We start from the raw sequence: 12112 nt of genomic DNA on the forward strand, positions 1-12112 counted from the left end.
TCAGAGGCGGGCGTTGGCGCTGAGCGCTCCGGCGCTCACCACCGCCGCCGCACCGGTGGCGACCAGGAAGAGGGCCACCCACAGCCCCGCCGGGATCGGCGTGAGCCGGGCGAGCTGATCGGCGTCCGACCGCCCCGATCTGGTACGACGCCGCTCGGCCGCGAGCTCCAGCACCGCTCGCGGGGCCCCGAGCAGCAGCACCCAGGTCACCACGTAGCTGACCGCGACCTTCGCCTCCGGCGCCGCCCACCAGGAGACCGCGATGGTCGCTCCACCCGCGACCAGGATCACCAGCAGCCCGTAGAGGTTGCGGATCGCGACCAGCATCAGCGCGAGCAGGAGCACCGTGGCCCAGAGCGCGGCGAACGCGCGGCCGTCGGCGACGAGCAGGGCGGCGATCAGCCCGACCACCGCCGGGGCCGGGTAGCCGGCGAAGGCGGTCGCCACCATCCCCGGCCCGGTGGGCCGACCGCGCGACACCGTCAGGCCGGAGGTGTCGGAGTGCAGCCGGATCCCCTGGAGGCGACGTCCGCAGAGCATCGCGACGACCGCGTGCCCGCCCTCATGGGCGATCGTCACCACGTGTCGCGTACGACGCCAGGCCGGCCCCCAAACGACCAGGAACGCGCCGAGCAGCATCGTCAGCAGCAGGGTCCGCGGCGACGGCTCGGGCTGCACCGCCGTCAGGTCGCCGGCGATCCGCTCCAGCACGGTGCCCATCTCGTCCACGGTGGCGAGGCTATCGAGGCTAGGTGAGGGCCCTGTCCACCCGCTAGCGTCACCGGGTGCGATTCGCCGAGCTGCTCCGGACGAAACCGGTCGAGGACGTCATCGGGCAGAACAGGACCGACCCGACCCGACCCGAGACGGGGGCCGGGCAGCTGCATCAGAACCTGCGCTCGCGCGACCTGGTCGGCTTCGGCGTCGGCATCGTGATCGGCACCGGCATCTTCACCCTCACCGGGCTGCAGGCCAAGGAGAACGCCGGACCGGCCGTGGTGATCAGCTTCCTGATCGCGGCGGCGGTGAGCCTGCTGGCCGCCCTCTGCTACGCCGAGCTCGCCGCCGCGGTGCCGACCGCGGGCAGCTCCTACACCTACGCCTACTCCACGATGGGCGAGATCTTCGCGTGGATCATCGCCTGGGACCTGATCCTGGAGTTCGCCCTCGGCGGTGCGGTCGTCGCCCGTGGCTGGTCCGGCTACATGGCCGGTGTCTTCGACCTCCCGGACAAGTGGTTCGCCGAGGAGGGTTCGGTGGTGAACCTCGGCGCGATCGCGATCGTGGTGCTGCTCGGCTGGGTGGCGATGCGGGGGATCCGCGAGTCGAAGTGGGTCACCAACGGACTCGTCGTGGTCAAGGTGGTGGTCTGCCTCTTCGTGATCGCCGTCGGCGCGTTCTACGTCGACACCGGCAACTGGGTGCCCTTCATCCCCGAGCCGCAGCCCAGCGACGCCGACTCCGGCTCGTTGACCGCGCCGCTGTGGCAGTTCGTGACCGGGGCGGAACCGTCGTCGTACGGGATCGCGGGCGTCCTGGTCGCCGCGGCGGTGGTGTTCTTCGCCTACAGCGGCTTCGAGGCGGTGGCCAACCTGAGCGAGGAGACCCGGGACCCGGGACGGGACATGCCCCGCGGCCTGCTCGGCACGCTCGGCCTGTGCACGCTGCTCTACGTCGGGGTCTGCCTGGTGATCACCGGGATGGTGCACTACACCGACCTCTCCGAGGGCGACGCGGTGGCCGACGTGTTCGACCAGGTCGGGCTCACCTGGGCCGGCATCCTGATCGGGATCGCCGCGGTGGCCGGGCTGACCTCGGTGATCCTGGTCGACCTGGTCGCGATGGGCCGGATCGGCTTCGCGATCGCGCGGGACGGTCTGCTGCCGCCGGTGATCGGACGGGTCCATCCCCGCTGGGGCACGCCGGTGGTGATGACGCTGCTCACCATCGGCGGGGTCGCGCTGCTGGCCGGCCTGGTGCCGATCGCGGTGCTCGCCGAGATGGTCAGCATCGGCACGCTCTTCGCGTTCCTGGTGGTCTCGATCGCGGTGCTGGTGCTGCGCCGGACCCGCCCCGAGATGGAGCGCCCCTTCCGCACCCCGCTGGTGCCGCTGGTCCCGGTCGCCTCGATCGTCTGCTGTCTGGGGCTGATGGCCAGCCTGGCGGTGGAGACCTGGTTGCGCTTCGTGGTCTGGCTGGTGCTCGGCCTGCTGGTCTATGTCGGCTACGGCTATCGCCACTCCCGGCTGCGGCGCCGGGAGACGGAGCCCGACGCCGTCGCCTAGCGACCGCTCAGCGCCGCCGCCGGCGCCGCCAGAGCACCACCACGAACAGCACGCCGAGCGCCGCGGCGACCTGCTTGCCATAGCTGCGCAGCAGGACGGGGAGCACGGCGGCACCGAGGTCGAGGGCGTCGTCGTCGGCCGGCGCGACCGGAGCGGGCATCGGCGCTGCACGCGGCGGCTCGGGCGGCGGCACCGAGGAGGGGCCGGCGTCGGGATCGGCCGGCGCCTCGGCGGCAGCGGCGCCGGTCGGCACCGAGGACGGTCCGGCGTCGGCGTCGGTGGGCGCCTCGGGCGGAGCCTCGGCGGGAGGTCCGGCGAGCCTCTGCTCCAGACAGGTGACGAACTGGCCGAGCAGCTTGTCCGAGACGTCCTGCATCACGCCCCGGCCGAACTGGGCGGGCTTGCCGGTGATGGCCAGGTCGGTGGCCACCTCGACCCGGGTGCCGTCACCCTCGGCCGCCATCTGCACGGTGACCGTCGCTCCGGCGGTGCCGTTGCCCCGCTTGTCGCGACCCTTGGCCTCCACCACGAAGCGTCGCGCCGCCTCGTCACGCTCCACGAAGCGGCCCGAGCCGGTGTAGACCAGCGCGATCGGGCCGAGCTTGACCTTGCAGGTGCCGTCGAACGTCGGCGCGCCGTCGTCGCTCTCGCCGACCGAGGTCACCTGGGCACCGGGGAAGCACTCGGCGAGCGCGCCGATGTCCCCGAAGTGCTCCCAGGTCGCCTCCACCGGTGAGGCCACGCTGAAGGAGTGGGTGAGCTCCATCCCGTCCCCTTCTCAGACCGGCGCCACGGTGCCGTTGCGGCCCGCGGCCGCCAGCACCGCCCGCCGGGTGAGCACGCCGGCCAGGTGACGGCGGTAGTCGGCGTCGCCGTTCAGGTCGCTGGGCGGCTCGGTGCCCTCGGCGGCCAGGGCGGCGGCGTCCGCCACCCCCTCCTCGGTGGCCGCGCACCCGGCGAGCGCCTCCTCGACGGCCGTCGCCCGGAGCGGGGTGGAGCCCATGTTGGTCAGGCCGACGCGCGCCTCGGCGATGGTGTCGCCCTCCATCCGCACGGTGGCCGCGACGGCCACGATCGGCCACTGGTGGGCGACCCGCACGAACTTCTCGTACGACGCGCCCCAGCCGTCGAACTTGGGCACCTGCACCTCGGTGAGGATCTCGTCGTCGGAGATCGCGGTCTCGAACAGGTCGACGAAGAACTCCTCCGCCGGCACCGTGCGGGTGCCGCCGGGCCCCTGCACCACGAAGCGGGCGCCGAGGGCGCAGGCCGGCGCACCGAGATCACCGGCCGGGTCGGCGTGCGCCAGGGCACCGCCGAAGGTGCCCCGGTGGCGCACCTGGGCGTCGGCGAGGTGGGTGACCGCCTTGCTGATCAACAGCGCGTGCTGGTGCACCAGCGGGTCGTGCCCGACGTCGTGGTGGGTGGTCATCGCCCCGATGGCCAGGTGGTCGCCGGCGTCGCGGATGCCGCGCAGAGACTCGATCCGGCCGAGGTCGATCACCCACTCGGGGGCGTTCAGCCGCATCCGCAGCACCGGCAGCAGGCTCTGGCCACCGGCCAGGATCTTGGCCTCGTCGCCGTGTTCGGCCAGTGCGGCCAGCGCCTCCTCGACCGAGGTCGGCGCGACGTACTCGAAGCTGGCGGGGATCACAGTGCTTCTCCTTCCGAGGCGTCGAAGTGGGGCGCGGCCGCCTCGGTGGTGGACCCACCGGCCGATCCGCTGTTGATCGCACGCCAGACCCGTTCCGGTGTGCAGGGCATCTGGACGTCGTTGACCCCGAGGTGGCGCACGGCGTCGACGACGGCGTTGACCACCGCCGGGGTGGAGGCGATCGTGCCCGCCTCGCCGACGCCCTTGGCACCGAGCGAGTTGGTGGTGCAGGGCGAGCTGGTGTGATCGATCTCGAAGCTGATCGTGTCCGCGGCGGTGGGCAGCAGGTAGTCGGTGAACGAGCCCGAGACCAGGGTCCCGAAGTCGTCGTACACCGCCTCCTCCCAGAGCGCCTGGGCGATGCCCTGGACCAGTCCGCCGTGCACCTGGCCGGCGACGATCAGCGGGTTGATCACCACCCCGATGTCGTCGCAGCAGACGTACTTGCGCAGCTTGACCTGACCGGTCTCGGTGTCGACCTCCGCGGCGCAGAGGTGGGTGCCGTGCGGGAAGTTGAAGTTCACCGGGTCGTAGGTGGCCTCGGAGTCCAGCGACGGCTCCATCCCGTCGGGCAGGTTGTGGGCGGCGAAGACCGCGGTGGCGATCTCGGTGATCGCCAGCGCACTGTCCGTGCCGCGGACGGTGAACGAGCCACCGCTGAACTCCAGGTCGTCGGCGGAGGACTCGAGCAGGTGCGCGGCGACGGGGCGGGCCTTCTCGATCACCTTGTCCACCGCCCTGACCAGGGCCTCGCCACCCACCACCAGGCTCCTCGAGCCGTAGGTGTCCAGCCCCTTGTGCGAGATCTGGGTGTCGCCGTGCAGCACCTCGACGTCCTCGAAGGGCACGCCGAGCCGGTCGGCGACGATCTGGCTGAAGGCGGTCTCGTGGCCCTGGCCGTGCGCCGACGCCCCGGTGATCACCTCGACCTTGCCGGTGGGCAGCATCCGGATCTCCGCGTGCTCCCAGCCACCGGCGCCGTAGTTGAGCGAGCCGAGCACCCGCGAGGGGGCGAGGCCGCACATCTCGGTGAACGTCGAGACCCCGATCCCGAGCTGGACCCGGTCGCCGCGGGCGCGACGTTCGGCCTGCTCGGCCCGGAGCTCGTCGTAGCCGAGCATCTCCTTGGCGCGCGCGGTGGCGGCCTCGTAGTTGCCCGAGTCGTACTCCAGCCCGGCCACGGTGGTGAACGGGAACTCCTCGTGCGTGATCCAGTTCCGCTCCCGGATCTCCAGCGGGTCGACCCCGATCTCCGCGGCCAGCTCGTCCATCAGCCGTTCGATCCCGTACGTCGCCTCCGGCCGCCCGGCGCCCCGGTAGGCGTCGGTCCAGGTCTTGTTGGTGAGCACGTTGGTGGTCTGGAACTGGTAGGCGGGGAACTTGTAGATCGCGTTGAACATGAAGGCACCCAGCACCGGGACACCGCCGCCGACGATCGCGACGTAGGCGCCGAGGTCGGCCAGCAGGTCGACCTTGAGCCCGGTGACGGTGCCGTCCTTGGTGGCGGCCAGGGTGAGTCGCTGCCACTGGTCGCGACCGTGGTGGCCGGTGAGCAGCGACTCGCTGCGGGTCTCGGTGAACTTGACCGGCTTGCCGAGCCGGCGGGCGACCGCGAAGGCGATCATCTCCTCCGGGGTCTGCTGGAGCTTGCCGCCGAAGCCGCCCCCGACGTCCGGGGCGATCACCCGGATCTTCGACTCCGGCACGCCGGTGCTGGCGGCCATCGCGAAGCGCAGGATGTGCGGGATCTGGGTGGCCGACCAGACCGTGATCTGCTCACCGGTCGGGTCCACGACCACACTGCGCGGCTCCATGAACGCCGGGATCAGCCGCTGCTGGCGATACTCCCGCTCGATCAGGATCCCGCCGCTGCGGGCCTCGGCGATCGCCTGCTCGACGTCGCCGCCGGTGCCGGCCTCGGCGGAGTCGAAGCGCCAGACCGCGCTGACGTTGGTGCCCAGGTCGGGGTGGGCCAGGGTGCCGCCGGCCTCGTGGGCCGCCGCGGCCTCCTTCAGGTCCAGCGCGGCGGGGAGCTCGTCGTAGTCGACCTCGACGAGCTCGCTGGCGTCGCGCGCCGCCGCGGCGCTGCGAGCGACCACCACCGCCACCGTCTCGCCGGCGAAGGCGACCCGGTCGGTGGGCATCGGCAGGTGCACCGGGGTGACCTGGTCCTCGACCACCGGCCACGCGTTGATGCAGGCACCCTGGGTCTCGGCGAGGTCGGCGCCGGTGAGCACCGCGACCACGTTGGGCGCGGCCTTGGCGGCCGCCGTGTCGATCGAGGTGATCCGGGCGTGCGGGAAGGGGCTGCGCACCATCGCCAGGTGCAGCATGCCCGGGAGGGTGAGGTTGTCGGTCCACCGGGTGCGGCCGGTGATCAGCCGCTGGTCCTCCTTGCGCCGCCGGTCCCGTCCGATCTCCGCTCCGGCGGCCGGCTCCTGCACGGCGGTCATGCCGTCACCTCCGCGTCCTGGCCGCTCTGCGCGCCGGCGGCGTGCTGCACCGCGCGGACGATGTTGTGGTAGCCGGTGCACCGGCAGAGGTTGCCCTCCAGCCCGAGCCGGATCGCCTCCTCCGAGGGGTCCGGGTTCTCCGCGAGCAGGTCGACGGTCTGCATGATCATCCCGGGGGTGCAGAAGCCGCACTGCAGGCCGTGGCACTCGCGGAAGGCCTCCTGCACCGGGTGCAGGGCGCCGTCCTCGCCGGCCAGGCCCTCCACGGTGGTGACCTCGGAGCCGTCGGCCTGGACGGCCAGCACGTTGCACGACTTCACGCTGGTGCCGTCCAGGTGCACGGTGCAGGCGCCGCAGTTGCTGGTGTCGCACCCGATGACCGTGCCGGTCTTGCCGAGGTGCTCGCGCAGGTACTGCACGAGCAGGGTGCGCGGTTCGACGTCGTCGCTGACCTGCTGGCCGTCGACGGTGAGGCTGATCCGGGTCATGACTCTCCCTTGAGCGCGTGGGACCTGTGACCCGGCTCACGCTAGGGAGTCCTGGTTGGTCGGAGGTTGTCCCCCAGGTGAGGCGGCGGTGGGGCCGGGTCATCCGGGGGTCAGCCGGGGTCGAGCCGTGGTCAGGGCCGTGGTCAGGGCCGTGGTCAGGGCCGGGGTCACCCGCCGGCGACGGCCAGCCGTGCCTTGAGCAGCGGCACCGCCGGGTGGCGCAGGCTCTGCGCGCTCAGCCGCGCCAGGCACGCCTCCAGCACGGCGGTGTCGTACGGCGCCAGCTCGCTGTACTGCAGCACCGCATCCGGCTGCGGGTCGGCGAGCAGCGCCTCGCGCACCGCGACCGCGACGTACTCCCCCATCTCGGCCAGCGCGGGACTCTCGGTGCCGGGCAGCAGGTCGCCGCCGTAGGCGTGCACCGCGGCGCCCACGTCGCCGCGCCGGAGCAGGCCCAGCACGTGCTCGACGTCGGTGGAGATCGGCATCAGCAGCCGGTAGGGCCGGGAGGCGAGCTGGCCGGCGAGGGCGTGGCGCAGGTGGGACACCTCGGCCTTGAGGGTGGAGAAGGTGACCGCGTGGTCGCCGTACAGCAGGGCGTGCAGCTGCTCCAGGGAGAGCCCGTCGGGGTGCAGCGCGAGCAGGGCGAGGATCTCGCTCTGCCGACGGTTCAGCAGCAGCCGCTGGCCGTCGACCCGCGCCTCCGCGGTGCCGAGCAGGCTCAGCACCAGCCCCGGCTCGTGGGTCTCCTCGACGGGCTCACCGCCGTAGTAGGAGCTGCGCGGCATCGCCTGCTCGACCAGTCGGGCGAGCACCCGCGCGGTGGCCAGGCCGATCGGGTGGGTCCGGTCCCAGGTGGTGGAGATGTCGAGCACGCCGAGCTTGGCCCCGCTGACCGGGTCGTGCAGGGGTGCTGCCCAGCAGACCCAGTTGTGCACGATCGGGGCGTAGTGCTCCGCGCTGAACACCATCGCCGGCCGCTCCAGCCGGTTGGCCAGGTCGAGCGCGTTGGTGCCGACCGACGCGTCGTCCCACCGGCCGGCCGCCACGAAGTTCACGCTCTCGGCCTTACGGCGCATCACCCGGCCGCCGTAGGTCCACAGCACCCGGGTGTCGGGGTCGGTGACCGCGACCACCAGGTCGCCGTCCTCGGCGGTGCGGCGCAGGTCGGACTCGACCCGCTCCACGGCGACCTGCAGCGGGGAGCCGCGCCAGAACCGGTCGGTGTCCTGCTCGTCGGCCAGCGGCGCGTGGCCGACGTCGGTGGCCACCGAGGCCCCGGAGCGGTTCCAGCTGTCCAGGATCTCGGGCCGGACCAGCGGCGCGGCCGGGTCGCCCGCCTCGACGAACGTGGTCCAGGCCGCGAGGCAGGTCCGCCTGCGCTGGTCGAGTTCGCCCATGGGCGCACCCTAGCGCGCGGGTGTGACCCCGGTCACCGGATCGCGCTCACTCCTCCGCCCCGTGGATCCGGCCGGTGCGCGACGCCAGCGGCTCGCCGGTGCCGCCCCACCGTCCGGCGACGATCTCGGCGGCGATGCTGATCGCGGTCTCCTCCGGGGTCCGGGCACCGAGGTCGAGGCCGATCGGACTGGAGAGGCGGGCCAGGTCGGGGTCGGTCAGGCCCGCTTCGCGGAGCCGGGCGAGCCGGTCGTCGTGGGTGCGGCGCGACCCCATCGCCCCGATGTAGCCGACCTCGGGCAGCCGCAGCGCCACCTCGAGCAGCGGCACGTCGAACTTCGGGTCGTGGGTGAGCACCGTCATCACGGTGCGCCGGTCGATCCTGCCCGCCTCGGCCTCGGCGGCCAGGTAGCGGTGCGGCCACTGCACGACCACCTCGTCGGCGCCGGGGAAGCGGCTGGCGGTGGCGAAGACCGGGCGGGCGTCGCACACGGTGACGTGATAGCCGAGGAAACCCCCGACGCGGGCCACCGCCGCAGCGAAGTCGATCGCCCCGAAGACCAGCATCCGCGGTTTGGGCGCGAAGGCCCACACGAAGACCCGCATCCCCTCGCCGCGCCGCTCGCCGTCCGGGCCGTAGACCAGGGTGGCGCTGTGCCCGGACGCGAGCAGCCCGAGGGCATCGTCGCGCACCGCGTCGTCGATCCGCGGACTGCCCAGCGAGCCCGTGGTCGTGCCGTCCTCGGCGCGCAGCACCATCCGGCGACCCACGTGCCCGGCCTCGGGGTGCTCGACGACGGTGGCCACCGCGACCGGTCGGCCGGCGTCTATGTCGGCGGCGATCGCACCGAGCTCGGGGAACGTGGTGCGGTCGACCTTCTCCACGTAGACGTCGAGGATCCCGCCGCAGGTGAGTCCCACCGCGAACGCGTCGTCGTCGGAGACGCCGTAGCGGTGCAGCACCGGGACACCGCTGCCGACCACCTCCTGCGCGAGGTCGTAGACGGCCCCTCGACGCACCCGCCGGAGACCGAGCCGACCGCGGAGGCGTCCGGTCCGACCAGCATCGAGGCGCCCGGCGGCCGGGGCGCGGAGCGGAAGGTGGCCACCACGGTGCCCACGCCGACGCTCTCGCCCGCCTCCCACCACCCCAGCAGCTGCGGCAGCACCTCACGCATCGGCGATCACCTCCAGCAGCCGGGTGTAGGTCGCCAGCGAGTGTCCGGCGAGGAAGTCGTCGACGTGGGGCAGCACCGCGACGATGCCGCCCTGCACCGGAAGGTACCCGTCCTTGCCCCGGTGCGGGTTCACCCAGACCAGCCGGTGCGCCACCCGGTGCAGCCGCTCGACCTGCTCGCCGAGCAGCGCCGGGTCACCCCGCTCCCAGCCGTCGCTGACCACGACCACCACCGCACCCCGTGCGAGGCCGCGACGGCCCCACCGGTCGTTGAACGCGGCCACGGTCTCCCCCAGCCGGGTCCCGCCGGACCAGTCGGGCACGGTGCGTCCCGCGGCCGCCAGCGCTCGCTCCGGGTCGCGTGCCCGCAGCGCACGGGTCAGGTGGGTGAGCCGGGTGCCCAGGCTGAAGACCTCGACCTGGCCGACGGCCCCGGCGACGACGAGTCGCTGGCCGAGGCGGAGCAGCAGGTCGGCGTACCCGCTCATCGAGCCGGAGACGTCGAGGAGCAGCACCACCCGACGCGGCCGCACCCCGCGACGGCGGCGGTGCACCCGGTCGGGCTCGCCCATCCGGCGCAGGCTGGCGCGCAGGGTACGCGAGGCGTCGACCTGCCCCCTCCGGTGCGGCGTACGACGCAGCGCCACCCGGGTGGGCAGGCGGACCGGCAGCGCGCCCACGATCGCGGCGAGCATCGCTCGCTCCGCCTGGTCCAGCGTGGCGACGTCGCGGTGGCGCAGGATCTCGACCGCGCTGGCCGCCGCCCGGACCGGGTCGTCCGGCTCGTCCTCGTCGGCTCGGCCGCCCGGGCCGTCCCGCAGCTCGTCGGGGAGCAGCGCACGGGGTGGGCGTTCCCGGGGCCGCGGGCTGCCCGCCGGGTCGGCCAGATCGGCTCGGAACCACTCCTCGAAGACCCGGTCGTGCCGGTCCAGGTCGTCGCGCGAGGCGCAGAGCGTGGCGCGACCCGCGAACCGGGTCGCGGCCGGGTCGCCGACGCCGACGATCGAGGCGGCCTCGAGGTAGGCGCGGGCACGGTCCGAGGTCACCCCCACGCCCGCCGCGCGGACCGCGTGGGTGAAGCCGAGCAGCACCTCGTCGATGCCGGTCCCGGTCTCGGTGCCGCTCATCGGCTCACGCCGCCAGCATCCGGTCCAGCGCGGCCTTCACCCGATCGGCGTCGTCGCGATACTTCACCAGCGCGCCGAGCGTGCGGGCCGCGGTCTCCAGGTCCAGCTCGGCGGTGCCCAGGTGGTGCAGGGCGCGCGCCCAGTCGAGGGTCTCGGCGACACCGGGCGGCTTCAGCAGGTCGGTCCCCGCGCGCAGCTGCTGCACGACGGCGACCACCTGGCGGGCCAGGGCCTCGCCGACCTCCGGCGCCCGGGACCGCACGATCGCGACCTCCCGGTCCAGGCCGGGATGGTCGATCCAGTGGTAGAGGCAGCGTCGCTTGAGCGCGTCGTGCAGCTCGCGGGTGCGGTTGGAGGTCAGGATCACCGTCGGCGGCACCGCCGCGCGGATCGTGCCCAGCTCGGGGATGGTGACCTGGTAGGTGGCCAGCACCTCGAGCAGGAACGCCTCGAACTCGTCGTCGGCACGGTCCACCTCGTCGACGAGCAGCACCGCCGGCGCACGCTGCAGCGCCGAGAGCACCGGCCGGGCCAGCAGGAAGCGCTCGTCGTAGAGGCTCCGCTCGGCCTCCTCCACGCTGGCGGCGTCCCCGCGGCGGTCGGCGGCCAGGGCCTCCAGCGCACGCAGGTGCAGGATCTGGCGCGGGAAGTCCCAGTCGTAGAGGGCCTGGGTGGCGTCGATGCCCTCGTAGCACTGCAGCCGCACCAGCGGCTGGTCGTTGGCCGCCGCGAGCGCCTCGGCCAGCGCCGTCTTCCCGGTGCCGGGCTCGCCCTCGAGCAGCAGCGGGCGCTGCATCTCGAGCGCCAGGAAGAGCGCCGTGGCCAGGTCCTCGTCGGCGAGGTATCCCGTCCGCTCCAGGCGGGCGGCCAGGTCTGCGACGCGGGCGTTCATGGGGCGAGGCTAGGGAGTGGTGCGTTGGTCACCGGTTGGCCGATCGACGTCGCGCCCGGTCGCGAGGTCACCGCACTCGACCGCCGCGACGTGCTGCGTCGCCAGGTAGTCGCGGGCGCCGCGGTCGCCGCCCAGCGACGCCAGCAGCGGCGCCCAGTGGTCGCAACCGATCAGCACCGGGTGGCCCGGCCGCCCCTCGTACGACGCCCGGGCCAGCGCCGTGGGACCGCCCGGCGCCTGCGCCAGCACCCGCCCGACCACGTCGGCGCCGACGTCGGGCAGGTCGACGAGGTGGACCAGGACCGCGTCCGCGGCGGTGCCGTCCAGGGCGGTCAGACCGGCCCGCAGCGACGCCCCCATCCCGCTGGCCCACCCGGTGGCCTCGACCACCTCGACCAGCTCGGCCGACGCCCCGGGCGGCAGTCCCTCGAGCAGCCGACGCGCCCGTGCCGCCTCCGCGCCGAGCACCACCGTGATGCCCGTGCACCCGCCCTCGTGCAGGACGGCCACCGCACGGTGCAGCCAGGGCCGGCCGCTCGCGTCGCGGACCAGCGCCTTGGGCCGACCCATCCGACGCCCGGCGCCGGCGGCGAGCAGCAGTGCGTGGGTCATGGCCCGACCCTGCCATGTCGGGAGCC

Annotated in this window: 11 protein-coding genes and 1 pseudogene; 1 reads left to right on the plus strand and 11 read right to left on the minus strand. The window is 73.6% G+C overall.

Annotation, left to right across the window (positions count from 1 at the left end):
• On the minus strand, nucleotides 1–720 hold the full coding sequence (locus tag FIV43_RS12315; protein WP_141015912.1) for a M50 family metallopeptidase: 720 nt from the start codon (nucleotides 718–720) through the stop codon (nucleotides 1–3).
• Between the two features lie 65 nt (nucleotides 721–785).
• Here FIV43_RS12315 and FIV43_RS12320 point away from each other — a divergent pair, with 65 nt between their 5' ends.
• The gene (locus FIV43_RS12320; RefSeq protein WP_231123154.1) at nucleotides 786–2285 is read left to right on the plus strand and encodes an APC family permease; all 1500 of its coding nucleotides are present in this window, start codon (nucleotides 786–788) and stop codon (nucleotides 2283–2285) included.
• A gap of 7 nt (nucleotides 2286–2292) precedes the next feature.
• On the opposite strand, the gene FIV43_RS12325 is transcribed toward FIV43_RS12320, so the two are convergent.
• From FIV43_RS12325 to FIV43_RS12370, 10 genes and pseudogenes are all read right to left on the minus strand, one after another.
• Complete coding sequence (locus FIV43_RS12325) at nucleotides 2293–3051, minus strand: SRPBCC family protein (protein ID WP_141014375.1); 759 nt, start codon at nucleotides 3049–3051, stop codon at nucleotides 2293–2295.
• 12 nt (nucleotides 3052–3063) lie between these two features.
• The gene (locus tag FIV43_RS12330; RefSeq protein WP_141014376.1) at nucleotides 3064–3939 is read right to left on the minus strand and encodes an FAD binding domain-containing protein; all 876 of its coding nucleotides are present in this window, start codon (nucleotides 3937–3939) and stop codon (nucleotides 3064–3066) included.
• Nucleotides 3936–6392, minus strand: a complete 2457-nt coding sequence (locus tag FIV43_RS12335) for a xanthine dehydrogenase family protein molybdopterin-binding subunit (protein ID WP_141014377.1) — start codon at nucleotides 6390–6392, stop codon at nucleotides 3936–3938. The genes FIV43_RS12330 and FIV43_RS12335 overlap by 4 nt, the downstream gene beginning before the upstream one ends.
• Entirely contained in the window at nucleotides 6389–6880 is a 492-nt protein-coding gene (locus FIV43_RS12340; RefSeq protein ID WP_141014378.1) for a (2Fe-2S)-binding protein, read from the minus strand. The genes FIV43_RS12335 and FIV43_RS12340 overlap by 4 nt, the downstream gene beginning before the upstream one ends.
• Before the next feature lie 167 nt (nucleotides 6881–7047).
• Nucleotides 7048–8280, minus strand: a complete 1233-nt coding sequence (locus FIV43_RS12350; RefSeq protein ID WP_141014379.1) for a sigma-54-dependent transcriptional regulator family protein — start codon at nucleotides 8278–8280, stop codon at nucleotides 7048–7050.
• A gap of 46 nt (nucleotides 8281–8326) precedes the next feature.
• Nucleotides 8327–9298, minus strand: a complete 972-nt coding sequence (locus FIV43_RS12355) for an XdhC family protein (protein ID WP_231123156.1) — start codon at nucleotides 9296–9298, stop codon at nucleotides 8327–8329.
• Between the two features lie 47 nt (nucleotides 9299–9345).
• A pseudogene (locus FIV43_RS22405) lies at nucleotides 9346–9456 on the minus strand (XdhC family protein); the annotation flags it as partial.
• On the minus strand, nucleotides 9449–10582 hold the full coding sequence (locus tag FIV43_RS12360; protein ID WP_141014380.1) for a vWA domain-containing protein: 1134 nt from the start codon (nucleotides 10580–10582) through the stop codon (nucleotides 9449–9451). The pseudogene FIV43_RS22405 and the gene FIV43_RS12360, both read right to left, overlap by 8 nt.
• A 4-nt stretch (nucleotides 10583–10586) precedes the next feature.
• On the minus strand, nucleotides 10587–11474 hold the full coding sequence (locus tag FIV43_RS12365; RefSeq protein WP_141014381.1) for an AAA family ATPase: 888 nt from the start codon (nucleotides 11472–11474) through the stop codon (nucleotides 10587–10589).
• Between the two features lie 9 nt (nucleotides 11475–11483).
• Nucleotides 11484–12086, minus strand: coding sequence for a nucleotidyltransferase family protein (locus FIV43_RS12370; protein ID WP_141014382.1), 603 nt, complete (start codon nucleotides 12084–12086; stop codon nucleotides 11484–11486).
• Nucleotides 12087–12112 lie beyond the last annotated feature (26 nt).

The organism is Nocardioides sambongensis (assembly GCF_006494815.1).
Taxonomy (GTDB): Bacteria; Actinomycetota; Actinomycetes; order Propionibacteriales; family Nocardioidaceae; genus Nocardioides; species Nocardioides sambongensis.

What these genes read in the sequence shown, in the direction of transcription:
- FIV43_RS12365 (WP_141014381.1), bottom strand. Translation starts at nt 11,474, where the DNA reads ATGAACGCCCGCGTCGCAGACCTGGCCGCCCGCCTGGAGCGGACGGGA.
- FIV43_RS12325 (WP_141014375.1), bottom strand. Translation starts at nt 3,051, where the DNA reads ATGGAGCTCACCCACTCCTTCAGCGTGGCCTCACCGGTGGAGGCGACC.
- FIV43_RS12370 (WP_141014382.1), bottom strand. Translation starts at nt 12,086, where the DNA reads ATGACCCACGCACTGCTGCTCGCCGCCGGCGCCGGGCGTCGGATGGGT.
- FIV43_RS12335 (WP_141014377.1), bottom strand. Translation starts at nt 6,392, where the DNA reads ATGACCGCCGTGCAGGAGCCGGCCGCCGGAGCGGAGATCGGACGGGAC.
- FIV43_RS12315 (WP_141015912.1), bottom strand. Translation starts at nt 720, where the DNA reads ATGGGCACCGTGCTGGAGCGGATCGCCGGCGACCTGACGGCGGTGCAG.
- FIV43_RS12360 (WP_141014380.1), bottom strand. Translation starts at nt 10,582, where the DNA reads ATGAGCGGCACCGAGACCGGGACCGGCATCGACGAGGTGCTGCTCGGC.
- FIV43_RS12340 (WP_141014378.1), bottom strand. Translation starts at nt 6,880, where the DNA reads ATGACCCGGATCAGCCTCACCGTCGACGGCCAGCAGGTCAGCGACGAC.
- FIV43_RS12350 (WP_141014379.1), bottom strand. Translation starts at nt 8,280, where the DNA reads ATGGGCGAACTCGACCAGCGCAGGCGGACCTGCCTCGCGGCCTGGACC.